General features: G+C 61.0%; 22 protein-coding genes. 5 read left to right on the plus strand and 17 right to left on the minus strand.

All coding sequences use genetic code 11. The annotated features are described in order from the left end of the window. Positions 1-5: 5 nt before the first annotated feature. Entirely contained in the window at positions 6-1,295 is a 1,290-nt protein-coding gene (locus tag Q1A91_RS02870; protein WP_299872537.1) for an ABC transporter substrate-binding protein, read from the minus strand. Positions 1,296-1,377: 82 nt separating this feature from the next. Then, positions 1,378-2,754, minus strand: a complete 1,377-nt coding sequence (locus Q1A91_RS02875) for a hypothetical protein (protein WP_299872540.1) — start codon at positions 2,752-2,754, stop codon at positions 1,378-1,380. 138 nt (positions 2,755-2,892) lie between these two features. Between Q1A91_RS02875 and Q1A91_RS02880 the strand changes: the two genes are divergently transcribed. The 4 genes from Q1A91_RS02880 to Q1A91_RS02895 are packed head-to-tail and all read left to right on the plus strand — an operon-like array spanning position 2,893 to position 7,775. After that, positions 2,893-3,447, plus strand: coding sequence for a 3-hydroxyanthranilate 3,4-dioxygenase (locus Q1A91_RS02880; protein WP_299872543.1), 555 nt, complete (start codon positions 2,893-2,895; stop codon positions 3,445-3,447). Between the two features lie 37 nt (positions 3,448-3,484). After that, positions 3,485-5,563, plus strand: a complete 2,079-nt coding sequence (locus Q1A91_RS02885; RefSeq protein WP_299872546.1) for a xanthine dehydrogenase family protein molybdopterin-binding subunit — start codon at positions 3,485-3,487, stop codon at positions 5,561-5,563. Beyond that, positions 5,563-6,516, plus strand: a complete 954-nt coding sequence (locus tag Q1A91_RS02890) for a dihydrodipicolinate synthase family protein (RefSeq protein ID WP_299872549.1) — start codon at positions 5,563-5,565, stop codon at positions 6,514-6,516. Before Q1A91_RS02885 ends, Q1A91_RS02890 begins: the two co-directional genes overlap by 1 nt. Next, positions 6,513-7,775 carry a glycerate kinase gene (locus Q1A91_RS02895; RefSeq protein ID WP_299872552.1) on the plus strand — a complete coding sequence of 421 codons (1,263 nt, stop codon included), beginning with the start codon at positions 6,513-6,515 and terminating at the stop codon, positions 7,773-7,775. Before Q1A91_RS02890 ends, Q1A91_RS02895 begins: the two co-directional genes overlap by 4 nt. A gap of 2 nt (positions 7,776-7,777) precedes the next feature. On the opposite strand, the gene Q1A91_RS02900 is transcribed toward Q1A91_RS02895, so the two are convergent. The 3 genes from Q1A91_RS02900 to Q1A91_RS02910 are packed head-to-tail and all read right to left on the minus strand — an operon-like array spanning position 7,778 to position 10,367. Then, positions 7,778-8,572, minus strand: coding sequence for an ABC transporter permease (locus tag Q1A91_RS02900; RefSeq protein ID WP_299872556.1), 795 nt, complete (start codon positions 8,570-8,572; stop codon positions 7,778-7,780). After that, positions 8,565-9,332: an ABC transporter ATP-binding protein gene (locus Q1A91_RS02905; protein WP_299872558.1), complete on the minus strand. Its 768-nt coding sequence runs from the start codon at positions 9,330-9,332 to the stop codon at positions 8,565-8,567. Before Q1A91_RS02905 ends, Q1A91_RS02900 begins: the two co-directional genes overlap by 8 nt. Before the next feature lie 15 nt (positions 9,333-9,347). Further along, positions 9,348-10,367: an ABC transporter substrate-binding protein gene (locus Q1A91_RS02910; protein WP_299872561.1), complete on the minus strand. Its 1,020-nt coding sequence runs from the start codon at positions 10,365-10,367 to the stop codon at positions 9,348-9,350. A 188-nt stretch (positions 10,368-10,555) separates the two neighbouring features. On the opposite strand from Q1A91_RS02910, the gene rpe reads away from it, so the two are divergent. Then, entirely contained in the window at positions 10,556-11,245 is a 690-nt protein-coding gene (rpe, locus tag Q1A91_RS02915; RefSeq protein WP_299872564.1) for a ribulose-phosphate 3-epimerase, read from the plus strand. On the opposite strand, the gene Q1A91_RS02920 is transcribed toward rpe, so the two are convergent. From Q1A91_RS02920 to Q1A91_RS02975, 12 genes are all read right to left on the minus strand, one after another. Next, complete coding sequence (locus Q1A91_RS02920; RefSeq protein WP_299872567.1) at positions 11,246-12,739, minus strand: class I adenylate-forming enzyme family protein; 1,494 nt, start codon at positions 12,737-12,739, stop codon at positions 11,246-11,248. A gap of 24 nt (positions 12,740-12,763) precedes the next feature. Beyond that, positions 12,764-13,534 (minus strand): oxepin-CoA hydrolase, alternative type, encoded by a 771-nt coding sequence (locus Q1A91_RS02925; protein ID WP_299872570.1) that lies wholly within the window; start codon positions 13,532-13,534, stop codon positions 12,764-12,766. Then, the gene (locus Q1A91_RS02930; protein WP_299872573.1) at positions 13,531-13,896 is read right to left on the minus strand and encodes a PaaI family thioesterase; all 366 of its coding nucleotides are present in this window, start codon (positions 13,894-13,896) and stop codon (positions 13,531-13,533) included. The genes Q1A91_RS02925 and Q1A91_RS02930 overlap by 4 nt, the downstream gene beginning before the upstream one ends. Before the next feature lie 22 nt (positions 13,897-13,918). Continuing rightward, on the minus strand, positions 13,919-15,052 hold the full coding sequence (locus Q1A91_RS02935; RefSeq protein ID WP_299872575.1) for an acyl-CoA dehydrogenase: 1,134 nt from the start codon (positions 15,050-15,052) through the stop codon (positions 13,919-13,921). A gap of 4 nt (positions 15,053-15,056) precedes the next feature. Continuing rightward, the gene (locus tag Q1A91_RS02940; RefSeq protein WP_299872578.1) at positions 15,057-16,250 is read right to left on the minus strand and encodes an acyl-CoA dehydrogenase family protein; all 1,194 of its coding nucleotides are present in this window, start codon (positions 16,248-16,250) and stop codon (positions 15,057-15,059) included. An 11-nt stretch (positions 16,251-16,261) separates the two neighbouring features. Next, a complete protein-coding gene (locus tag Q1A91_RS02945) occupies positions 16,262-17,440 on the minus strand; it encodes an acetyl-CoA C-acyltransferase (protein WP_299872581.1) in 1,179 nt (392 codons plus the stop codon). Beyond that, positions 17,437-19,533: an FAD-dependent oxidoreductase gene (locus tag Q1A91_RS02950; protein WP_299872584.1), complete on the minus strand. Its 2,097-nt coding sequence runs from the start codon at positions 19,531-19,533 to the stop codon at positions 17,437-17,439. Before Q1A91_RS02950 ends, Q1A91_RS02945 begins: the two co-directional genes overlap by 4 nt. Positions 19,534-19,556: 23 nt before the next feature. After that, a complete protein-coding gene (locus Q1A91_RS02955; protein WP_299872588.1) occupies positions 19,557-20,333 on the minus strand; it encodes an IclR family transcriptional regulator in 777 nt (258 codons plus the stop codon). After that, complete coding sequence (locus Q1A91_RS02960) at positions 20,330-21,670, minus strand: TRAP transporter large permease (protein ID WP_299872591.1); 1,341 nt, start codon at positions 21,668-21,670, stop codon at positions 20,330-20,332. Before Q1A91_RS02960 ends, Q1A91_RS02955 begins: the two co-directional genes overlap by 4 nt. Continuing rightward, positions 21,670-22,203 (minus strand): TRAP transporter small permease, encoded by a 534-nt coding sequence (locus Q1A91_RS02965; RefSeq protein ID WP_299872593.1) that lies wholly within the window; start codon positions 22,201-22,203, stop codon positions 21,670-21,672. The genes Q1A91_RS02960 and Q1A91_RS02965 overlap by 1 nt, the downstream gene beginning before the upstream one ends. A gap of 91 nt (positions 22,204-22,294) precedes the next feature. After that, positions 22,295-23,350, minus strand: a complete 1,056-nt coding sequence (locus tag Q1A91_RS02970; RefSeq protein ID WP_299872596.1) for a C4-dicarboxylate TRAP transporter substrate-binding protein — start codon at positions 23,348-23,350, stop codon at positions 22,295-22,297. Between the two features lie 125 nt (positions 23,351-23,475). Further along, positions 23,476-23,964, minus strand: a complete 489-nt coding sequence (locus tag Q1A91_RS02975) for a class I SAM-dependent methyltransferase (RefSeq protein WP_299872599.1) — start codon at positions 23,962-23,964, stop codon at positions 23,476-23,478. Positions 23,965-24,076: the final 112 nt, after the last annotated feature.

Here is a 24,076-nt window from a genome sequence, read left to right on the forward strand (position 1 = left end):
GGGGATCAGAAGGATTGGGTCGTGTAGTCGACTTCGTCCTCGTACATGCCATCTTCGATAGATGCCGTGTGCTGCACCACCAGCTTCCCGTTTTCCACCTTGGAGATGTATTGCACGCCAAAGGTCTGGTGGGTCTTGCCGTTGAACCGTTTTGGCCCCTGCGGGTGATCCATCGATTCCGGCATATCCGTCATCGCCTCAACCGCTTCGATCAGCTTGGCCCGGTCACCCGGTCCCTGATAATGCGCGCTCTCCATGCCTGCCTTGATGATGTTAAGCGTTTCCCAGCAGCCGAACATATGCGCGTAGGTCGAGACATCCTTGGCATCCGCCGTAGATGCACCCATCTCATCAACACCAACGGCTTCGCGGTACGCCTTGTCGAACTCTGTCTGGTTCGCCTGCGCGTGACGCGGGTTGCCTTCCCAGAAATACGTGCCTTCCAGGAATTCCAGACCGGGGCTGTTGATGCTGACGGCCTCAAGACTGTCGATAAAGCCGAAAATCTCAGGCCGGGAGGGGCCGAAGAATTCACCCAGCTCTTTGACAAAAGTCAGCACGCCGGGGCCCACCATGACGTGATAGACGACTTCCGTCTCACGCGGGATGTTCGGGAAGTAACGGGTGAAGGACGTCTCGGTCGGTGGGATCGCGATCTTGGCGACCACTTCGCCGCCCTGCGCTTCAATCGCTTCAGAAAAGAAATCGCGGTGATCATGGCCGAAGGCAAAGTCGGGATAGATCATCGTGACCTTCTTGCCCAGATTGTCGCCAACGAATGGTGCCATGGATTTGACCTGGCTTTTCACATCCGTGATACCGGGTTGCAGCGTATAGCGGTTGAGCATGCCGGAAGCGACATGGTGCCCTTCGGAGACCACGAAATACGGCAGTTTCAATTCACCTGCCCGTGGGGCAGAACCGATAACCACGTGGCTGAAGAGCGTGCCAAATGCCACATCGCAATTGTGCTGTGTCGCGAATTTTTCGAGCACTTCGGCACCGCGCTTGGGGTCGGTGCCATCGTCCTCGGTCACGATCTCAACCGGGCGGCCATTGATACCGCCCATGTCATTGATGCGCGCCACCGCCGCCGTGGTCGTGGCGTCGTACCAGCGCCCGTAGGCGGCCCCGATGCCCGTTGCATGTTTCTGAAAGCCAATCTTGATCGGCGCGCTGCTTTGCGCCTGCGCAAATCCAAGGCTGCCCGGCAGCACACCGGAAGCGGCAAGCGTCCCTGCGCCAAGGCCCTTGAGTGCCGTGCGGCGGTTGATCTGAGTTTTCCCGTTGGACATCGATTTTCTCCCAAGCATTTTCGCTTTTTGTGAGGTGAGTTTGTGTGTGCACTAACAAAAAGTCCAGTTTTTTATTTGCCCGTCACGCCCCACGCGGGACGGCCAGCAGCCACAGGCCAAAGATCGTATAAGAGATCATCAGTACGCTCAAACCGACTTGCAACAGCAGCATGTCCTTGTTCGACCGGCAGAATTTTGACGCCATGTGATGCGCCATCAGCACTGACAGAACATGGGAAAAGACAACTGCAAAGGCCTGCGTCAGCCAGATGACTTTCACCGTGTCCGCCGTGTTCAGAAACCCGGTTGTGACGCGCAGATCAGCCAGACCAAAGAGGGTCGCACCGCGTCCCAGCGGATCACCCAGCGCGATCAGCATATACTGGATCTGCACCATGAAGCTGACCAGATAGTGAGAGAAATGATACCCCAGCGCGATGGGCAGGATCGAGATAGCGAAAGTGTTGAAAGCCAACCCGAAAGGCAGCGGCGGGCTTTTGCCCAGTACGGCCAAAGCCCGGACACCAATCCAGACGCTGAAGGCAAAAACGACAACAAGGGCAAGGTTCGCGCCAATCAGCCCAATCGTCGAGGGCCAGATCACGGCGGAGCGGCCCGGAAACTCCAGCGGGTTGATGCCCAGCTTCGCCAGCCACCAGAATGTTTCATGCAATCCGTCGAAACTTCCTGACGCGAGAATGACAAGGCAAAAGACCGCGTGGCTGCTATCCAGCGGACCTGACGACAGGCTGAACCATCCCGGCGCGCCCGCTTTGGCGCGGTGCCACAGGTGCACGGGCCGCAACGTTCCAATGAGTTGGAACAGCACCGTGAAACATTCCACCTGCCGCCCCCACCGGTCCGCGCCACACAGCGACATGCCGACAAGCGTGAAGACCCAATACCCAATTGCGAACGCCGCAAGCCGCGGTGGGTCGCTGGGCGCGATGTCAGCCAGAATGAAACACTGGAACAGCAAAAAGATCAGCACCGCCGGCCAGGCGTGCCAGTGCGCTGGCAGGCGCAATGGCGGCGTGCGACGGGAAAGCAACGATGCCGGTCCTGTCCAGGGGTTCACCCATCGCCAGATGTCCATGACCAACCCCTGCACCACAAAAAGCGCAATCCACCACACCGTCCAGAGAGTCAGCGGCAGCAGATTTTCCTGCGGGTCTGTTGGGCCTGCCCAGCCAATCCAGATCAGGCCAAGGAATACACCTGTCCCGATCCAAGAGGACCCCGCGGCAACACCCCTCAGAGCCAGCGTGTTTGGCAGCGTGACGGGCCGAAAGAACCGCTCCAGAATGTCAATCGGCAGACAAGTCACCAGCACGATAGACGCGGCCACCGTCATCGTGCCGCCAATCGCATAGGCCTGGGTCGGCAGCAGCAGGACAAATCCCTGCTCTGCGGCATGTGCAAGGGCGGGTCCGGCACTGCACATCAGCAGTATCGACAAACCAGAAAGGACAGATGCACGGCACATGTCATGAGTATACGCATTACCGTCGCACAGGGTGCAAGACCATTGCTGCCTCTTGGATATGCTGCGGGAATGCTCCTATAGTCTCAAGGACTGGTATGGGAGAGGCCGATCATGGGACAGCTGCGCGCATTTGACTTCAAAGGCTGGATTGAGGAACACCGTCACTTGCTGAAACCACCTGTTGGCAACCAGCAGATCTGGGAAGACGCCGACATGATGGTCACCGTCGTGGGGGGCCCCAACAAGCGTACTGACTACCATGACGACCCAGTGGAGGAGTTCTTTTACCAGATCGAAGGCGACATGGTGCTGAAACTCTATGACGGGACCGAGTTTTATGACGTGCCCATTCGCGAGGGCGAGATTTTCCTTCTGCCGCCCCATGTGCGCCACTCTCCCCAACGTCCGCAGGAAGGCTCCATCGGGTTGGTGATCGAACCGAAACGCCAGCAAGGTGAGCTGGACGCGGTGGAATGGTACTGCTTTGAATGCCAATCGCTTGTGCACCGGGCGGAGTTGCAGATGGAATCCATCGTGAAAGACCTGCTGCCCGTCTACAAAGCCTTCTACGCCTCGAAAGAGGACCGCACCTGCCCCGCCTGCAACGCGCTGCATCCCGGCAAGGAACCGCCCGAAGGCTGGGTCACACTGCCATCCAAAGCCTGATCCGGCGGTCACGATACGTGCGCAGATGACGTCCCCGATGCCCTCCCAGACCGCGCGCCTGACCGGGCGCGGGTGTTACGCCGCCGATGCGCCGCTGGACAATCCGCTGCATCTGGCGTTTTTGCGCAGCCCGGTTGCCGCTGGGGCCATCGAGACGCTTGAATGTGCGGACGCTCTGGATGTGGACGGGGTGGTTGCCGTGCACATCGGGGGTAATGTGGCGCATCTGGGCGCATTGTCCGTGAATGCCGTCATCCCCGTTTCCATCCCCCTGCCCTATCCCATCCTCGCGCAGACCCGTGTCGACGCCGTCGGTCAGCCCGTTGCCGCCGTTCTGGCAGAGACACCCACGGCCGCCGCAGATGGCGCAGAGGCCATCTGGCTGGACATCGCAGAGGCGACGTTGCCCCCACCGCGCACAATCGCGCAACAGCACTGGCAATCGGGTGACTGTGATGCCGCCTTCGCAAAAGCGGCACATGTCGTCAGCGCATCCATCGCGCACCCCCGCCTTGCCCCCAGCCCGATGGAGCCACGTGGGATCGCCGTTCGCTTTGACGCGGCAACGCAATCGGCCACCATCTGGCATGCGACACAAACCCCTCACCGCACCCGGTCCGAGCTGGCCCGCATCCTTTCGATAGACCCCTCCCGCCTGCGCGTGATCGCGCGCGATGTGGGCGGGGCTTTCGGCATGAAAGCCTCTCTCTATCCTGAGGAAGTGCTGGCGGTCTGGGCCGCGTTTCATCACCAAAGGTCCGTGCGCTGGATCGCCGCGCGGTCTGACGAGTTCCTCTCTGCCACGCAAGGGCGCGGGGTCCAAAGCAGCGGTGCTCTGGCACTGGATAAAGACGGCCGTTTTCTGGCGCTCAGGGCACAGACAACCGCGCCGCTGGGCCATTGGCTGCCAAACTCTGGCCTGATCCCAGCCTGGAACAGCGCCCGCATCCTGCCCTCGGGCTACATTGTCGGGGCTCTCGACATCCGAACCGAAGCCCAAACCGTGCCCCTTGGTCCAACGGGCATCTATCGCGGCGCGGGCAGACCAGAAGCCAACGCCCTGATGGAGCGTCTGGTCGACAAGGCCGCGCGGGTTCTTGAGGCAGACCCGCTGGACCTGCGCCGGCAAAACCTCCTGCCCGCTGACGCGCTGCCGCATAGAACCGCAACTGGCAACACGCTCGAAAGTGGGGATTATGGCGCGGCGATTGATCTGCTGGCGCGGGAAAGTGCCTATGCTGCCCTTCGGGCGGAACGAGACAGACGCCGGGCAGAGGGTGCATTGGTCGGGATCGGTACGGCATTCTACCTCGAACCCTCCGGCAGCGGTTGGGAAAGCGCGCGGGTGACGCTGCATCCAGATGGCCACGCTGACATTGCAAGCGGTTCATCATCACAAGGACAGGCGCGGCAGCAAAGCTACACGCGTATCGCAGCAGACGTGCTTGGCTTTCCGCCAGAGCAGATCACCGTTCAGCTTGCCGATACCGCCAAATGCCCCGAAGGGATCGGTGCGCTGGCCAGCCGCGCGACAGCCATAGGCGGCAGCGCTGTGCATGTGGCTTGCACCCGCGCCCGCGCACGCCGCGAGGCCGGCGAGACCGGGGTGATTACCGTTGAGGAACGCTATGAAAATACCGGCCAGGCGTGGGGCCACGGGGCCTGTCTGGTGATGGTCTGCATTGACACTGAGACCGGCACGCCAACCCTTGAACGGGCATTCTGTGTGGATGATGCTGGCATCGTCATCAACGCAGACGCGGTGATGGGTCAAATTATCGGCGGCTTTGCTCAGGGTCTTGGCGAAGCGTTGATGGAAGCGGTGCGCTATGACGAAGACGGGCAATTGCTGACCGGATCGTTTATGGACTACGCCATGCCGCGCGCCGCAGATATCCCACAGGTCCATGTTGCGAAACTCTGCTCGCCCTCCCCCACAAATGCCCTTGGAGCCAAGGGCGTGGGTGAAGCCGGAACCATTTCGGCGCCCATCGCCATTCTCAACGGCGTGCTTGATGCCCTTGCCCCGCTCGGGATAACTGATCTTGATATGCCCCTGACGTCCTGCTCCCTTTGGCATGCCATCGCGCAGGCCTTGACCAAGAAAGACCTCTGATGAAGTACGCCCGATCCGAAGCCAAAGACTATGCCCGCGAAAACATGCGTGGCATCTGGGCAGCGGCCCTGAACCCCTTTAACGCGGATCAGTCTTTCAACGAGGCCGGGCTACGGTCCAACATCCGCCACTGGATCGATGACCTGGACATTCAGGGCCTCTTCATCGCGGGCAAGCAGGGGGAGTTCTTCTCCATGTCGCTGGAGGAACGTAAACGCAACTTTGAAATCGCAGTCGATGAATGTGGCGGCAAGGCGGGGACGATCATGTCAGCCTCGGATCAGAACTTCGACACGGTGTTGGAACTGGCGCGCCATGCACAAGACTGCGGTGCAGACTATATCGTCGTCCACGCCCCGGTACTGCATTTCGTGACCGACCCCGACGACACCGTTTACAACTACTACAAGACCATCTGCGATCAGGTCGATATCGGCATCGCCATGTGGAGCCATCCGGACAGCGGCTATCTGATGAGCCCGGAGCTGTGCGCCCGCATCGCGGACCTGCCCAATATCGTGGCCATCAAATATTCCGTCCCGCGCGACATGTATGTGAAGCTGACGCATATGGTGGGGGACAAGATCCACGTCTCCACCGCGTCTGAAGTCGAATGGCTGGACAATATCGAGGAGTTGGACTGGAAGCTCTATCTCTGTTCCTCCCCGCCCTATCAGTTGCAGACCAAGGTGGACCGGCGGATGCACGATTACACCCAAGCCGCGTTCAGCGGTGATTTCGCCACCGCGCGGCGGATCCGGGACAGCCTTGACCCTGTGCGCAATGCCATCAAGCGCACCAAACCCGGTGGGAAACCGCAGGCACATGGAAAGTACTGGCAAGAGCTGTTGGGTCAGGCTGGTGGCCCGGTCCGCAGCCCGTTGCTGCAACTGACCGATGCGGAGAAGGAAGCGACACGTCAGGCGTTTGAAACCTGCGGGTTGAAACTGTGAGCCGGGCGCGCAGAGAGGCGTTTCTGTCGGGTCTGTTCGACGCTGCGGTGGCCGCCGCCGATCCAAAAGTCACATTGGCCGGGCACCTGCCCAAACCGCCCAAGGGCCGCACAATTGTTGTCGGCGCAGGCAAGGGTGCAGCGCAGCTTGCGCAGGCGTTTGAACGGTTGTGGCCCGGTCCGCTGGAAGGGGTTGTGGTCACGCGGTACGGGTACGCCGCGCCATGCGCGCGGATCAAAGTCATGGAAGCCGCCCACCCGGTACCGGATGCAGCGGGCCTCGACGCCGCCCAGGCATTGAAAGCCGCAGTGACAGGGTTGGGACCGGATGATCTGGTCGTCGCTCTGGTCTGTGGCGGTGGATCATCCTTGTTGCCTGATCCACCCGAAGGGTTGGCGCTTGCCGATCTGCAAGCGCTGAACGAAGCGCTGCTGGCCTCAGGTGCGCCGATCTCCGTGATGAACGACATTCGCAAGCGGTTCAGCGGGATCAATGGCGGACGGCTGGCCGAACTGGCTGCCCCCGCGCAGGTCTGCAACCTGATCGTGTCGGATGTGCCCGGCGATGATCCCCGCGAAGTCGCGTCAGGGCCCACTGTCCCCGGACGCCCCTCTGCTGCTGAGGTACAGGCGCTTGTCAAAAGCCGCGGGATTGCCCTGCCGGACCGATTGATGGCCCACCTCGCCGCACAGGACCCAGACGCTGCAACACCAACGGACACCCGCGTCAGCACGCAGATCATCGCCTCTGCTGCGATCTCTCTCGAAGCGGCGGCGCAGGCGGCGCGCGCGCAGGGTGTGAACGCCTGGGTCATGTCCGACCGCATCGAAGGCGAAGCGCGCGATGTGGCACAGGTCCATGCGGCCCTTGCCCTGCAAGCCGCAGATACCGGTATTCCCTTTCCTGCGCCTTTCGTGATGCTGTCTGGTGGCGAAACTACTGTCACCCTGCGCCACAAGGGACGCGGCGGACGGAACGCGGAATTCCAGCTTGCGCTGTCATTGGCGCTGGAAGGCTCGGACGGGATCACTGCCTTGGCGGCAGACACCGATGGCATCGACGGTTCAGAAGACAACGCAGGTGCCTTTGCGGACGGCACCACAACCACCCGCATGCGCGCGGCGGGCATTGATCCTGCTGCGATGTTGCAGGGCAACAATGCCTTCACAGCGTTCAAGGGGATCGACGCGCTGTTCATGACCGGCCCGACGGGGACAAACGTCAATGACTTCCGCGCGATCCTGATTGGTGACATCTGAAGTCAGACACGCCAGCGCAGCACCCGCCGCTCCACCGCTGCGATCCCGGCAGAGACAAGCACACCAAGCACCGACAGGATCACCACGCCCGCGAACAACCGCTCAAGGTCATAAAGGCTGCCCGCCTGGAGGATATACGCACCGATTCCAAACTCCGCGCCCAGCATTTCAGCAGCCACCAGCAGGATGATCGCGATGGTCAGCGAAATGCGCAGGCCTGACAGGATGCCCGGCATCGCCCCCGGCAACACGATCTTGCGCACGATGGATTGCCAGCTGAGCCCAAAGCTCTGGCCCATACGGATCAGCGTGCGGTCGACGTTGTCGACGGCGGCATAGGTCGCCACCACTGTTGGCGTGAAAGTGCCAAAAGCGATGAGGGCGTATTTGCTCGCCTCATCAATGCCAAACCAGATCACGAAGAGCGGCAAGAGCGCGATCTTCGGGATCGGGAAGATCGCAGCAACCAGCGGAACCAACCCGGCCCGCACGAGTGAAAACAGAGCAATCAGCACGCCCAATGCGATGCCCAGACCCGCGCCAATGCTCGCCCCGACGACCAGCCGGGTCAGCGAAGGGATCAGATGCTTGAACAACATGCCCGTGTCGTAGAGTTCCTTGAATGTCAGCAACACATCGCTGGGACGCGGCAATGTCAGGGCCGAAATGAAACCCGTCCGGGTGCCCCATTCAGCAAAGGCAATCAACAGCACAAAGACCAACAACCCCATGCCCCGCCGCTGGCGTGCAACGAAACCACCCCCCCGAAACGGAACCGGGCGCGCCGGATCAGACATCGACCAACTCCGCATCCGCCGCCATCGCCTCTTCGCGCATCATATCCCACAGGATTTTTTGCTGGGTCTCCAGTTCGGCCAGCCCATTGCGACGGTCTTCCAACGGCATGTCGATGGAGACCACCTCCCGCACCTGCCCCGGCCTGCGCGACAGCACGACAATCCTGTGGCCCAGCCTTACCGCTTCGGCCAGGTTGTGGGTGACATAGACAGCGCCAAACGGCGCGCGGGTCCAGAGGCTCACCAGATCATCCATCAGCAATTCGCGCGTTTGACTGTCCAGCGCGCTCAGAGGTTCATCCATCAGCATCACCGCCGGGTTCACCGCCAGCGCACGGGCAATCGCCACCCGTTGTTTCATCCCGCCCGACAGTTGCTTGGGCAAAGCATCACCAAACTCAGCCAGTTTGGTTCGGGACAGCACATCATCAATGATCGCCCCCCGCGCGGCACGATCCAGCGGGTGATCCTCCAGCACGAGAGAGACATTGCCCCGCACCGACCGCCACGGCAGCAAAGCAAAGTCCTGAAAGATAAATGTCAGCGGGTTCAGGCAGCCCGCAGGTGGTGCACCCACTTGCAGGACCTGCCCCTGATCTGGCCGCTCCAGCCCGCCCAGCATCCGCAGCAAGGTAGACTTGCCACAGCCCGAAGGGCCCACGATACACACGATCTTGCCAGACGGGACATCAAGCGTGATGTCCCGCAGCACTTCCGTCGCACCATAGTGATGACTGACCTTCTCAAGCCGCAGGTCCATCCCGCGCCGCCCGGATCAGGCGCCGATGGTCTCAACGTAAGAAGTATCGATCAACTGATCGAGCGTGATGTCCGCGTCCACCAGCCCTTCGGACTGGAACCAGCTGAGCTGATCCGCAACAGACGCCACGTTCAGCGCCGCCCCTTCGTTCAACCGCATGGTGCCATTGATGATCGACGGCGCCGCCTTTTCGCGCGGACGGTCGGTGTAGACATACTTGTGGATCAGATCGACCATTGCGTTCACGCCGTCCTCGCCGCCTGTCTTGGCGATCATGGCCGCATTGTAATCCGCCACACCCTTGGAGAAGCCCGCGAGGAAACCGCGCGTCATGTCGCCCTCGTCGGCGGCGTTCTTGGCGGAGGTGAAAACGGTCGTGACCTGATAATCCTTCACGTAGTCGGCCACATCGCCGATGATATGCACCGCGCCCGACCCAGACAGCGGCTTGGCGATATGGGGCACGATGGACCAGGCATCCACTTGCCCGGACTTCAGCGCGCCGATAATCGCGCCGACCTTTTGCAACGGCTTGAAGCTGAGGTTGATCCCCTCGGCGGCGGCCATTTTGGAACCCATGTAGTGGAAGGAAGAACCCGCCTGCGTCACGGCCCAGCTTTTGCCGTCCAATTGCGCAGGGCTGGTGATCCCGGCCTGATAGGCGGCGTCGGACACGAGGATCTTCTGCCCATCAATCCCCGCCTCTTCCTGAAGCGCCCCGCCAATCACCTTGATCGCACCTTTCTGTGCCAGCGAAACAAGGCCACCGGAAATGGCCGTCACCGCATAGTCGACATCCCCGCTGGCAATCGCAACGGCCATGGGCTGGGCCGCCTCGAAGAAGCGCATTTCAACGTCCAGCCCGGCTTCTGCGAAATAGCCACGCTCATAGGCGACAAAACTGCCTGAGTGGCTGGTAAAGCGCAGCGCGCCCACGGTGATCTTGCGGTTGGCAGCCAGCGCAGGCGCAGCAAGCCCCAAGGCCGCGGTTGCACTCAGGGTCGTCAAAGCCTGACGGCGGTTGAACGTGGTCATGGTATCCTCCCAATATATCTGGCCGCAGGATGCGCATGCGCTGCATTCAGGTCAAGCGAATGCGGGACGCGGCCGGATCGCTTTCCGGGTGGATGACGTGCATTTTTACCATGCAGAACGCCAAACAGCCCTACCCTCCCCCAGACAGACGCGGTATCAGCCGGTGACGCCAACAAACGGGGCTTGCCATGACCTTTTCCCGCGCCATCAAGATCGCGCCTTCCATTCTTGCCGCTGACTTCGCCAATTTCGGCGCGGAATGCGCCGCTGTTGAGGCGCAGGGCGCTGACTGGGTGCATGTGGATGTGATGGACGGCCATTTCGTCCCCAACATCTCCTTCGGCCCCACCACCTGCGCCGCGATCCGCCCGCATATCAAGGGAGTGATGGACGTGCATCTGATGATCGCACCTGTTGATCCCTACATCGACGCATTTGCGCAGGCGGGCGCGGATATCATCACCGCCCATGTCGAAGCAGGGCCCCATATCCATCGCACCCTGCAAGCCATCCGCGCCAGCGGGGCCAAAGCAGGCGTCGCCTTGAACCCCGGCACGCCAGCAGAAGCGGTTGCCCCCCTGTTGGATGTCACCGACATGGTGTGCGTGATGACCGTGAACCCCGGTTTTGGCGGGCAGAAGTTCATCGACATGACCGACAAGGTTCGCACCCTGCGGTCAATGATCGGCGACCGGCCCATCCATATCGAAATTGACGGCGGCGTTGATCCGACAACCGCACCACAGCTGGCGCAAGCCGGAGCGGATGTGCTTGTGGCAGGCTCCGCCGTGTTCAAAGGCGGCTCTGCCACCAATCCCGCACCCTACGGTGAAAATATCCGCGCCATCCGCGCCGCCGCCGAAGGCACCTATACCTGATCAGTCAAACTGATCCGCAAAGGCATCCATCAACCGGTGTTTGAGGATCTTGCCCGTGGGCGCCGCTGGCAGGCTGGTTGCCAGAATAATCTGTGACGGGCGCTTGTACCCGGCCAGACGCGCGCTGACAAAAGCCTTCAGATCGTCGGGGGTGAGATCATCCCCTTCGGCGATCTGCACAAAGGCCAGCACCTTTTCATCGCCCTTGATCATCTTGCCAATCACAGCAGACTGGATCACCTGCGGATGATCATTCAGCGCCGCTTCGACTTCCGGCGGGTAAACGTTGAACCCACCATGGATGATCAGCTCTTTCGAGCGCCCAAGAATGTGCAGCATCCCCTGGTCGTCAATCTTGCCCAGATCACCGGTCCGCAACCAGCCGCCGTCCTCAAGCACGCGACGGGTTTCATCCGGGTTGCGGTAGTACCCCTTCATCACATGCCCCCCACGGGTGAGCACTTCGCCCTCTCCGGGGCTTCCGCCTTCAACAGTATCGTCAATCCGCACTTCAACCCCCGGCAGCGGTGGCCCAACAGAGATGTCGGGATCGCCAATCTCGCTCCGTGTGGCGCAAATGCCTGCGGTGGTTTCTGTCATGCCATACCCGTTTTGCAGGGCGACGCCGTAGAATGCCTCAGCCTTGCGTTTCCATGCCGGGTCCAGCGGTGCGGCACCGGACGACACATACCGCAGCCGGTCCGAGCCCAGTGTCGTCAGCCCCTGCTCCTTGGTATACTGCATCAAAAGCGCGTGCATCTGCGGTACCGCAGACAGCAATGTCACCCCGTCCTGCAAGGCCTCAAACAGCTTGGCCGCGGTAAAGCGCGCCTCCATCCGAACGGTGGCGCCAGTATAGCATGACGCCGTCACAACGGAGGCCAGCCCGAAAACATGGGTGATCGGCAGCACGCCGTAAATCAGATCATCCTGCCGCATGTCCCGGAGATTGGCAGACGCCATGCCGCCAAACCGCAGGTTGTCATGGGTCAGCATCACACCTTTGGGATCACCCGTCGTACCGGTTGTGTAGAGCAGGACCGCAACGTCATGCAGGTCCGCATCAGGTGCGCTTGGCAATGGTGTTGCCAGATGCAGCGCTCCAAATGCGCCTGATATCTCCCGCGCGCCCATCCGTTCCGCATGGGCAACAGCGTCGTCCGAGACGGCACAGGTCATCAATACCGCCGCAGGCTGTGCGTGGTTGAGGATGCGTGCGACTTCGCCCTCTGACTGGCGGGCATTCACGGGGATCACGACAGCATCCATCTTCCAGCAGGCAAAGAGCACGGCGACAGCGGCGGCGCAGTTTTCCGACAGCAGCAACACCCGGTCATTGGCGCGTACACCCGCAGTCTTCAATTCCGCGCTCAAGGCATCGCTTGCCACATCCAGATCAGCATAGCTCCACGCCGTACCGATGCTGTCTGTCAACGCAAGCGCATCGGGGCGCGTCTGCGCCTGATCTGTCAAAAAAGTCTCAACACGGGCCATGGGATGGTGCTTTCTCTGCGTTGCTCACCGATAGACGGGTTTGCGTTTTTCCAAAAAGGCGGCGATCCCTTCGGCGGCTTCATCCGCCCCGGCAGCCGCTGCCATGGCATCGCGTTCGGCATCCAACTGCGCGGCCTCGGTGCTTTCATAGGCCGCGCTGACCAACTGGCGGATGGTCGACTGCGCGGCACGCGGTCCCGCAGCAAGCGTATCGGCCAGCAGCATGGCTTCCTCCAGCGCAGCCCCTTGCGGGCAAAGCCGCGTGATCGCGCCCAGTTCGGCAAAGCGGGTTGCCATCACCGGACGGCCCAGCAGACACATCTCCATCGCCAGCGGGCGCGGCAACATGCGCGCCATGGCGGAGGTGAGGCCCGCATCCGGCACCAGCCCGGCCTTGACGTAAGCGGCTGTAAACTTGGCTTCCTTGCTGGCCACTATCAGATCACACGCCAGCGCCAACGACAGCCCGGCCCCCGCAGCACCACCTTCCACGGCAGCGATGACGGGCACCGGACAGGCGCGCATGGCACGCACCAGATCGTGCAGGTCATCCACCTTCTCGCGACGCTCCGATTCACTGACCCCGCGGCGTTCGATCAATACGTTCAGATCGCCCCCGGCACAGAAGAATTCCCCTTCTGAGGTCAGGATCACCGCGCGGATGCGCGGTTCTTGCGCCTGTTCCATGGCACGCGCGATACAATCATAAAGCTCTGGCGACAGCGCACCCCGGCGCGCCGTATTGCCGTTCCAGATGATCAGCCGATCGCCTTTGTCTTCGATCCGTGCGCTCATGCCTTTGCCCTTTTGAAAACACCGTTTGCCGTCGATAGAATGGTGCCAGCGGCATCGCGGATCTCGGACGTGGCATACACGATCTTGTAACCACCTCCCGATACCTTGCCGGTCGCCACCACCTCCCCCTCTGCCGCAGCGGCCACGTAGGATGTGCTGAGCGACAAGGTCAGCACCGGCGTCAGCGCGTCTTCCCCCGCCAGAAACCGCGAGGCGGCAAAGCCCGCCGCCGCGTCCAGCATCATGGCATGGATACCACCATGCAGGGTGCCATTGCGGTTGCGGTGCTTGGCTTGGATATCCAGCGTCACCGTGGCCAGCCCGGACGGATCACTCAGATCAATCCGGTATCCGACCAACAACTCTGCCCCGCTTTGGGGCGCTTCATGCGGCGGCAAGGGCAATATAACGCTCCAGATGATGATCCGTGTCGCCAAAGCGGTGGTCGGCCATGACGATGCGTTTGGCGATATGGGCCAGTTCATATTCCTGCGTCATGGCAATGCCGCCGTGCATCTGGATGCTGTCCTCGGCCACCAGACGGCCCGCGCGACCCATGAGGTTCTTGGCAGCCGACACCTGACGTTCCCGTTCGCCCCGCGCGCTTTCCAGATGGCCCGCAGCGTTGATCACCGCCGAGCGCGCCTGCTCCATCTCGATCAGCAGATCGGACATGCGGTGCGCCAGCGCCTGAAAGGTGCCGATGGGACGGCCGAATTGCTTGCGCGTGCCCAGATATTCCTTGGTCAAATGCGTCGCGGTTTCCATCGCCCCCAGCGTTTCGGCGCATTGCGCCACACTGGCCGCAGCGACCCGCGCTTCGATGGCGTCAAAGGCCTTGCCTGCCGCACCCAATCGCGCAGATGCGGGCAGCCGGACATCATCCAGCATCACTTCTGCCGCCCGACCGCCTGCCAGCAGGGCATAGCCCTGGATGGTAATGCCTTTGGTATCTGCGGGCAGGACAAACAGGGAAATACCATCGGTATCGCCAATGTTGCCACTTTCACGGGCCGAGACGACAAGCATCTGTGCGGCTTCCGCATTCACCACAACCGCCTTGTGGCCATTGAGAACGATCTCATCGCCCTCCGCCTTCGCTGTCGCCTGCACCCGGTTGAGATCATACCGACTGGAAGGTTCGCCATGGGCAAACGCCATCTGCATCGCCCCGCCGATGACCTCTTCGACCAGCGCCTGCTGGGACTCATCGCCCAGATCAGCAACCAGTCCACCTGCCAGAACGGCAGTATCCAGCATCGGCTCAACCACGCCTGCACGTCCCAGTTCTTCGAACACCACGGCCAAGTCGAAACCCGCGCCGCCAAAGCCACCCTGTTCTTCCGTAAACAGCGCCCCGATCACACCCAGTTCGGCCAGTTGGCCCCAGATGTCGTCGGACATGCCGCTGGCGCTTTCGATGATCTTGTTGCGGGTTGCCGTGTCATAGCGTTCGCGCAGGAACCGCCGGAGAGTGTCCTGCAACATCTGCCGTTCTTCGGTCAGGTCAAAATTCATATGTTCAGCCCCCCATCGTGACTTTGGCAATGATGCCACGCTGGATCTCATTGGACCCACCAAAGATCGACAGCTTGCGGTTGTTGAAATACTGTGATGCGACCGGACCCGCCCCGCTTGGATCAGGCAGACCTGCATTGCTGCCTTCCAACGCTTCCGAGGCAAAGGGCATCGCATAGGCCCCCGCCGCGCGGCGGGCCAGATCGTTGATTTCCTGCCGGATAATCGTGCCTTTGACCTTGAGCATCGAACTTTCCACCCCCGGTGCCGTACCAGCCGCCGCTTTGGAGACGATGCGCAGGTTCGTTGTCGCCATCGCTTTGAGATCAATCTCCACCTGCGCCAGACGGGCCGCGAAATGCGGGTTCTCGATCAATGGCTTGCCGCCCGACATCTCGGATTTCGCAATCCGCCGCACCCGCGTCAGCCCGGCCTGAGAAAAACCCACGCCCGCGATATTCGTGCGTTCATGGGTCAGGAGGTACTTGGCATAGGTCCAGCCCTTGTTCTCCTCCCCCACGAGGTTCTCAACCGGAACCTTCACATCCGTGAACCAGACCTCGTTCACCTCCGCACCGCCATCAAGCAGCACAATGGGCCGCACTTCGACACCGGGCGTGTCCATGTCAATCAGAAGGAACGAAATCCCCTCCTGCTGCTTCACGTCCTTGTCGGTACGCACGAGGCAAAAGATCATGTTCGCGTGCTGACCCAGTGTGGTCCAGGTCTTCTGACCGTTGACGATATAGTGGTCGCCATCCTTCACCGCGGTCGTTTTCAGCGACGCCAGATCAGACCCGGCACCCGGTTCGGAATAGCCCTGACACCACCAGTCTTCGCCCGACAGGATACGCGGCAGCCAATAGTCGCACTGTTCCTGCGAGCCAAATTTCTGCAACACTGGCGCCAGCATCGACAGGCCAAACGGCACGATGCGTGGCGCGTGATGCGCGGCAGCTTCTTCCTCGAAGATGTGCCGCTGCACCGCGTTCCATTCCGCGCCCCCAAAGGACTTCGGCCAATTGGGCGCAAGCCAGCCCTGCGCGTTCAGGATCGCATGCCAGCGTTCCATGTCCGCCTTGTTCAACTCACCCCCGTCACGCACCTTGTCGCGCAGGTCTTCGGGCAGCTTGGTGGTCAAAAAGTCGCGGACGTCGTCGCGGAATGCCTGTTCTTCAGCAGAATAGCTCAGGTCCATCGTGTCGCTCCTTATGAGTAGATTTCAAAGAGGCCGGCCGCGCCCATGCCGCCGCCGATGCACATGGTCACAACGCCAAGCTTTGCACCGCGCCGCTTGCCTTCGTACATCAGGTGCCCGGCCATGCGTGCGCCCGTCATGCCAAAGGGGTGGCCGATGGCGATGGAGCCGCCGTTGACGTTGTATTTCTCCGGATCAATATGCAACTGGTCGCGGGAATAGAGGCATTGAGAAGCGAAAGCTTCGTTCAACTCCCACAGGTCGATGTCATCCACCTTCAGACCATGCCGCTCCAACAGACGCGGCACCGCATAGATCGGGCCGATGCCCATTTCATCAGGCTCACAGCCCGCAACAGCGAACCCTTTGAAGGCGCCCATCGGCTCGATCCCGGCTTTTTCCGCTTCGACACTGTCCATCAGCACAACCGCTGCCGCCCCATCGGACAGCTGGCTGGCATTACCTGCGGTGATGAAGTTCCCTTCGCCGCGCACCGGCTGAAGCCCGGACAGACCTTCCATCGTGGTGGTCGGGCGGTTGCATTCATCCCCCGTGACCGTGACCTCATGGGTGCTGATCTCTTTGGTCTCTTTGTCCTGCACGCCCATGACAGTCTTCATCGGCACGATCTCTTCATCGAACTTGCCTGCTTCCTGGGCTGCGGCCATGCGCAACTGGCTGCGCAGGGAATACTCGTCCTGATACTCCCGGCTGAGGCCATAGCGTTCGGCAACCACATCCGCCGTTTCGATCATGGTCATGTAGATGTCGGGCTTATGCTCTTCCAGCCAAGCGTCTTTCACAGACTTCGCATGCGGCTGCACCATGGAGATGCTCTCCACCCCGCCCGCAACCATTGGGCCTGCGCCTTCCTGTGTGATCGCATTGGCGGCCATCGCAATTGTCTGCAATCCGGAGGAGCAGAAGCGGTTCACCGTCACGCCAGAAGCCGTCACAGGCAGACCCGCACGCAAGGCAATCTGCCGTGCGATGTTGCCGCCGGTGGCGCCTTCTGGTGTGGCACAGCCCATCACCACGTCCTCGATCTGCGACGGATCAAGCCCGGCGCGGGCCACGGCATGTTCCACCGCATGGCCGCCCATCGCAGCACCATGCGTCATGTTGAAGGACCCACGGAACGACTTGGCAAGGCCCGTGCGGGCGGAGGAGACGAGTACAGCCTGTTTCATTTGGCGTTTCCTTTGTTCAGATCATCGAAGGTGCGCCCGTCGGCCACCAGTTGTTTCAAAAGTGGCGCTGGTTGCCAGAACCACGCATCTTCCTTGGCGTAGGTTTCGATATCGGCCAGGACCGCATCCACCCCTTGAATATCCGCCCACTTCAGCGGCCCGCCCCAGTAGCGCGGGAAGCCGTAGCCAAAGAGCAGCGTCATATCCACATCCAGCGGCCGTGCGGCGATACCTTCGCCCACCACTTTGGCGCTCTCATTGACCATCGCGCACATGTAACGGCGGACGATCTCTTCATCCGTGAAAGCGCGGGGGGTGATGCCAAGTTCGGCTTGTTCAGCTTCGATCAAGCGGGTGATGTCCGGGTTGGGCACGCCACCGCGTTTGCCCTGTTCATAGATATAGTACCCCCGCCCGGTTTTCTGGCCAAAATGGCCTTGCTCACATAGACGGTCGATATAGGTCGGCACCCGTTCGTCCGGATGCAAAGTGGGTGCCTTGCGCTTGCGCGTGGCCCAGCCGATGTCGAGCCCCGCCAGATCGGACACCGCAAAGGGTCCCATCGCAAACCCAAAGTCCACCAGCGCCTTGTCAATCTGGAAGGGAGACGCCCCATCCAGCACCATATGCCCCGCCGCTGCACGATATGTGGCGAGGATGCGGTTGCCGATAAAGCCGTCACAAACCCCTGCCTTGACAGAGATCTTGCCCAGCATCTTGCCCAACGCAAACCCAGTTGCCGTTACGTCCAACGCCGTCTGATCCGCCACGACCACTTCCAACAACTTCATCACATGCGCGGGAGAGAAGAAATGCAGGCCAATCACATCCGCAGGACGCGCGGTTGCGGCAGCGATCTCGTTCACATCCAGATAGGACGTGTTGGTCGCCAGCACGCAGCCCGGTTTGCAGGCGGCATCCAGTTTGGCAAAGACGTCCTTTTTGACGGACATCTCTTCAAACACCGCTTCAATCACCAGATCGACATCGCCAAGACTGTCATAGCGGGTCGATACCGTCAGCGCCTTTGTGGTCAGCGCGTCGAACTGTTCCTGAGAGATCTTGCCACGTTTCAATGCGCCTTGCAGGTTGCCTGCGATCCGACCCTTGGCAGCCTCAGCAGCGTCAGCCTGCATTTCGATCAACACCACGCCAAGGCCCGCCAACAACGCCGCCGTTGCAATGCCAGCACCCATCGTGCCACCGCCAATCACACCGATGGCGTTAAGCGCGCGCGGCTCCACGCCCTTCAGTTCCGGCAGGTTGCTGACCGCGCGTTCGTTGAAGAACGCGTGGATCAGACCCCTGCGCTGGTCGGTGTTCATCAGCTCCATGAACAACTCCCGCTCGCGCTTGATGCCTTGCTCAAACGGCAACTCTGACGCGGCCTGAATGGCGCGCACAGCCGTGGCTGGGCTGATCTGCCCGCGTCCTTTCTTCAACACCGCCGCATAGGTCGCATCCCAATCCACCCCATCCGGACCCGGCATTTCGCTGACCGGGCGGCGCGGCGCGCCTTCATCAAGCAGGGATTGCGTGTAGGCCAGACCAACCGCTTCGGGGTCGCCTTCTTCAATCTTGTCGACGATCCCCATTTCCAACGCCTCGGGCGCTTTGATGTGGCGGCCCGTGGTGATCGCCTCAATCGCCGCCTCAGCGCCGGTCACGCGGGGCAGACGTTGCGTTCCGCCTGCACCCGGCAGAATGCCAAGGTGCACTTCGGGCAAACCGACGCGGGCCGAGGGCTGTGCCACGCGGTAGTGACAGCCCAATGCCACCTCAAGACCACCGCCCAGAGAGACGCCGTGCATGGAAGCGACAACCAGCAATGGAGACGCCTCAATCCGCGTGCAGAGGTCGGGCAGGTTCGGCTCCATCGGCGGCTTGCCGAACTCGGTAATGTCAGCCCCGGCGATAAACGCGCGGCCATCGCCAAGGATCAAAACCGCGCGCACGCCATCTTCGCTTTCGGCGCGGTCCATCGCCTCTGACAAGCCCTGCCGTACCGCCTGGCTCAATGCGTTGACCGGCGGGTTCTGGATGCGCAAAACGGCGATGTCACCTTGGCGCGCGTAGGCAATCTTGTCTGTCATCGGGGTCTCCTTGATATCTCATCTCAGCCGCGCCGCGCCAATGCAGGCGCAGTGCCGGTTTGTTGTTCCAATGCGCGCACTGTGTCGCGCAACGCCGGGCCCACCTCATCAATCATGCGGGCGTCCGGCAAATCCTGTGGCAGCGCCCCGCAGGTGAAGGCGACCGCCTCGCCAAACTCACTGGCGTAATACGGCACACTGACCGCATTCACTGTCCGCGCATACCGCGTCGGCGGTGGTGCCAGAACAAAACCCTGACCCAGCAATTGGTCATATCCTTCCTGCCGGAACTGGCTGAGCGCTGCAACAGGTTCCAGCGCTGCAAATCGTTCGTCACCCAACGTCGCAAGCACCGCCATGCCGGAAGAGGAGCCAAATATGGGGATGCGGTGCCCCGGCTCCAGCCAGATCGTTGCCATGCCTTGCGGCCGCCACGTCCGCGCCAAAAGCATCCTGTCGCCGTCCCGCACCGCGATCAGCGCCAGCGTCCCGGTGTCATCCGCCAGCTTCTGCATCGCCTCCGATGCAAGCTCGACAAAGCTGATGGACAGGGACGCCACAGATCCCAGCGCGACCGCCGCTGGCCCCAGCCGAAACCGGTCGTTTCGCCCGCCATGGCTCAGGTAACCCAGCTCACACAATGTATAGGTCAGCCGCGTAACGGTGGGTTTGGGGATGCCTGTCCGGTCCGCGATATCGGCATTCGTCAGTCCATTGTCGCTGGCGCGAAACGCGCGCAACACGCCAAGGCCCCGTGCGAGGGTGTTGGCAAATTTCCGATCTGACGATTGTTCTGTCATCGCGCCGCCATCGGAATCAGCAGAGAGATCATCGGAAAGGACATGATCAGGATCAGAACGATCACATCCACGCTCAGGAACCGCGCGATGCCTGCAAAGATCTTGTCGATGGGCGCGTCCTTGCCCACCACATTGGCGATGACAAAGACGTTGAGGCCCACGGGCGGCGTGATCAGACCGATCTCCAGCAGTTTGATCACCACAACCCCGAACCAGATCAGATTCAGGTCATAGCTTTCCACCAGCGGAATCATCAGCGGCAGGGTCAGCACCATTATGCCGATGGGATCAAGGAACATGCCCAGCAGAAGATAGATCACCGCGATGCACAGCATCAGCACCACGACGGACAACTGCGCCTCTGTCACCATGTTGACGACCAGCGGCGCAACACCCGTCAAGGCAACGAAAGCCACGAAGATCTTGGCGCTGGCTGCAATGAGGAAAATCGCGGTGGTCTGAACGCAGGTTTCCTTGACCGCGTCCCAAAGGCTGGAAACTGTCAGACGTTTCTGCGCAAACCCGATCAGCGTTGCTGCGACCACACAGACCGCCGCAGCTTCGGTCGCGGTGAAGATGCCGCCATAAATCCCACCGATGATCAGCACAAACAGCAGCACCGCAGGCCAGCTTTCCCACGCCGCCTGAAGACGCTCAGACCGTGTGAACCGCTGATCGGTGGGTGGGGCCACTTCGGGACGGCGCCAGACCCAGACCGCAATGACCAGCACGAAGCCCGCCAGCGTCAGAAGCCCCGGCAAGACGCCCGCCAGAAACAGCGCGGAGATAGAGGTTTCGGTGAAGATACCGTAGATAATGAACAGCACAGACGGCGGAATGAGTGACCCAAGTGTCCCGCCTGCCGCCACACTGGCCGTGGCCAGTCGCGGGTCGTAGCCCATGCGCAGCATCTCAGGCGTACAGATACGCCCCATGGTGGAAGCACAGGCAATCGACGACCCGGTGATCGCGGAAAATCCGCCACAGCCCATCACGGATGCCATGGCAACACCGCCGGGCAGTTTCGTCAGCCAGACCTTCGCGGCGTGGTAGATCTTGGTCGTGATGTCCGCACGGTAGGCAATATGGCCCAACGCCACAAACAGCGGGATCATCGACAGATCATAGGAATGGATCAGATCAAAGGAATTTGAGAACACCATTGAGGTCGTAGCACGGATCGCGCGTTCAGGCAGGAACTCGCCCGTGCGGAAGGCAAAGATAAAGAACGTCGCAACCGTCGCGACGGAAGCAAGGGTAAAGGCAATGGGCACCCGCAGGGCCAGCAGGCCCAGAACAGCGGCAAAGGCAATCAGGCCAACGGTTCCGGCATCCATTACACGCCCTCCTCGTTGCCCATCAGCGTGTCTTCGTGCTGTTGCTCGTCCGAGACGATCCCGCCTGCCAGAACGGTACGCAGATCGCGGACAAACAGCTCAAGCAAGCGCAACCATGTCGCGGCGATGCCGATTACAAACAACAACAGACCGGGCCATTTCGGCAGGTTGAGATCACCGTAGTAGAAACTGCCCTTTTCCCAGACGCTCAGAAACTCTCGCCCGCCTGCATAGATCAGCGGGGCCAGCCCGATGAGGCCAACCAGCGACCCCATGACGATCAGCCATGATCGGGCGCGATCCGGGAAACGGTCGGTGATGAAGGCCACGCTCACATGGGCGCGGGCGGCTGTTGCAGCGGCCAAGGGCAGCAAAATGGCTGCGACCATCAATTCGCGCACCATCGTGACGCTGTCGGGCACGCTGGAGGCAAACACCGCGCGGGCGACGACATTTGTCGTGATCAACACACCCAGACAGATGACGGCCAGCGCCCCCAACCCCAACAGGATTTTCTCCAGATTGATCAGCATGATGCCCCTCCCATGGCTTGCCAAAAACCGCAGTGAACGCGCCGCCCCTGTCCGGGGCGGCACATTCTGTTGTCTTGATCAAAGCGTGGCTTCAGTTGGTCTTTGCAGCCCAGGGGTAGCCTTCGGTGTCACGCACCTCGGTGTATTTGGCGATCAGGCCACGGTATTCCTCCAGCAGGGATGCCCCGTCCAGACCTGTGGCACCAGCCGTCTCCACCCAGGCATCAAGGAATTTGCCGCCGGCATCGACCAGTTTGGCCCGCTCGACCTCAGGCAGTTCGATCACTTCGACGCCTGCCGCCTTCATGTCCTCGATCGCCTTGGCGTTCGCGCTGGTGATCAGACGGCCAAACTCATCCGCCATGTCAGACCCGACCGCACCCAGCAGCGCCTGCTCTTCCGCGCTCAGCGAATCGTAGACATCCTTGTTCATGAACATGCCGACACCGCCGACCTGGCCCCAGTTCAGCAGCGTGTAGCTGGTCATCACCTCGGCCTGCTTCAGCGCTGCAACCGCATAGGAGTACCCTTGAGAGCAATCGATCAAGCCGGTATCAAGCCCCTGATAGGCTTCATAAATGGACATGTTGACCATATTGGCCTTCTGCTCTCCGAAGACCTTGCCGTAGGCGCCCACACCGCGGACTTTCAGCCCTTCGATGTCCGCAACAGACCGGATTGCGGCGTCCTTGCAGCCGATGTTGACTTGGCTCGTTGTCCAAGTGCCGATGTAGACAAGATTTTTGTCCGCAAGGTTTTCCTGAATTTGCGCATTGGTGCGCAGCAGCTCATCCGTGGCACGCATGCCAACCCAGGCGTCGGGGTTGTTCACCGGCAGATCAGCGATGCCGTATGCGGCCATTTCCTGCGGATAATAGACCGCAATCACCGAACCCATGTCCGCAACGCCATCACCAATGGACTGCATGGCCGCCTTTGCCTTGAACAGCGCACCGCCCCACTGGATGTCGACGCGCATCTCGCCGTCAGATCGGTCCGCGACAGTATCCGCAAACCACTGGAGCGCTGCCGCACGGGCACCACGATTCGGACCTGCTTCGCCGTGGATCAGGACTGTTTCAGCCGTGGCAACGCTGCCCGCTACAGCGAGTGCTGCCGCCATCGAAAGAGATTTCAAGAAAGTCATTAAGGATCCTCCTCCCAAGTTATTTTACATAGTAAAACAGTGTTTCACTATCCTCCACGAGACAGCTAGCGCCGGCTTGCCACGAAGGCAAGCAAATCATTCCGGTGTTCAGGAAAGAGCGGAAATCAGGCGCGCTGATAGATGAAGCAACGGCCCGGCACGGCATCCGGCGGAATGTCGATTTCCCGCAGGTCGTCAAAATACATCCTGTCGCTGGAGATCATCAATCCACGCCTGGCCAGCAACGGTTCAACCAGCGGCGAAACCAGCCGTGCAAAGGCATCGTTCTTTTCGGGGTTGTGGCCACCCAGGTCGGCGTGGATCAACACAATGCTATCGCCAAATCGCGCCAGCGCTTCAGGCAGGGTTTCATCGACATTACCCAGAATAAGCCGATCCTCCGGGGGGGTGCTGTCGGGATGGGCCGCGGGGCTGCGTTCAAAAACGTAGATGTCCCGCTCCGGCATGATCTCCCGCATGTGCGAATAGGTACGCCCATTGCCCAACCCAAGCTCGAACGCGGGCCCCTCCAGAGCAGAGACCAGAGCGGCCCCGTAATTGAGGCAGGCGCGCTGGCTTACCATACGATCAACAAAGAGATCGAGTCGGCTCATGTTTGAGGTCTCCGCATTTGGTGTTGGCGCACAGGATGACGCATCGCCCCAGCAATGTGTAGGGGGCATGACCAGTAGGCTGGACTGAATCGATCAAATCGGTTTGACTGAA

The organism is uncultured Sulfitobacter sp. (genome assembly GCF_947500075.1).
GTDB lineage: Bacteria > Pseudomonadota > Alphaproteobacteria > Rhodobacterales > Rhodobacteraceae > Sulfitobacter.

Bases quoted from the DNA above. Each gene is read 5' to 3' on its own strand.
- Q1A91_RS02880 (WP_299872543.1), top strand. From the start codon at position 2,893: ATGGGACAGCTGCGCGCATTTGACTTCAAAGGCTGGATTGAGGAACAC.
- Q1A91_RS02910 (WP_299872561.1), bottom strand. From the start codon at position 10,367: ATGACCACGTTCAACCGCCGTCAGGCTTTGACGACCCTGAGTGCAACC.
- Q1A91_RS02955 (WP_299872588.1), bottom strand. From the start codon at position 20,333: ATGACAGAACAATCGTCAGATCGGAAATTTGCCAACACCCTCGCACGG.
- Q1A91_RS02890 (WP_299872549.1), top strand. From the start codon at position 5,563: ATGAAGTACGCCCGATCCGAAGCCAAAGACTATGCCCGCGAAAACATG.
- Q1A91_RS02945 (WP_299872581.1), bottom strand. From the start codon at position 17,440: ATGAAACAGGCTGTACTCGTCTCCTCCGCCCGCACGGGCCTTGCCAAG.
- Q1A91_RS02870 (WP_299872537.1), bottom strand. From the start codon at position 1,295: ATGTCCAACGGGAAAACTCAGATCAACCGCCGCACGGCACTCAAGGGC.
- rpe (WP_299872564.1), top strand. From the start codon at position 10,556: ATGACCTTTTCCCGCGCCATCAAGATCGCGCCTTCCATTCTTGCCGCT.
- Q1A91_RS02920 (WP_299872567.1), bottom strand. From the start codon at position 12,739: ATGGCCCGTGTTGAGACTTTTTTGACAGATCAGGCGCAGACGCGCCCC.
- Q1A91_RS02900 (WP_299872556.1), bottom strand. From the start codon at position 8,572: ATGTCTGATCCGGCGCGCCCGGTTCCGTTTCGGGGGGGTGGTTTCGTT.
- Q1A91_RS02935 (WP_299872575.1), bottom strand. From the start codon at position 15,052: ATGAATTTTGACCTGACCGAAGAACGGCAGATGTTGCAGGACACTCTC.
- Q1A91_RS02970 (WP_299872596.1), bottom strand. From the start codon at position 23,350: ATGACTTTCTTGAAATCTCTTTCGATGGCGGCAGCACTCGCTGTAGCG.
- Q1A91_RS02925 (WP_299872570.1), bottom strand. From the start codon at position 13,534: ATGAGCGCACGGATCGAAGACAAAGGCGATCGGCTGATCATCTGGAAC.
- Q1A91_RS02975 (WP_299872599.1), bottom strand. From the start codon at position 23,964: ATGAGCCGACTCGATCTCTTTGTTGATCGTATGGTAAGCCAGCGCGCC.
- Q1A91_RS02885 (WP_299872546.1), top strand. From the start codon at position 3,485: ATGCCCTCCCAGACCGCGCGCCTGACCGGGCGCGGGTGTTACGCCGCC.
- Q1A91_RS02965 (WP_299872593.1), bottom strand. From the start codon at position 22,203: ATGCTGATCAATCTGGAGAAAATCCTGTTGGGGTTGGGGGCGCTGGCC.
- Q1A91_RS02905 (WP_299872558.1), bottom strand. From the start codon at position 9,332: ATGGACCTGCGGCTTGAGAAGGTCAGTCATCACTATGGTGCGACGGAA.
- Q1A91_RS02960 (WP_299872591.1), bottom strand. From the start codon at position 21,670: ATGGATGCCGGAACCGTTGGCCTGATTGCCTTTGCCGCTGTTCTGGGC.
- Q1A91_RS02950 (WP_299872584.1), bottom strand. From the start codon at position 19,533: ATGACAGACAAGATTGCCTACGCGCGCCAAGGTGACATCGCCGTTTTG.
- Q1A91_RS02940 (WP_299872578.1), bottom strand. From the start codon at position 16,250: ATGGACCTGAGCTATTCTGCTGAAGAACAGGCATTCCGCGACGACGTC.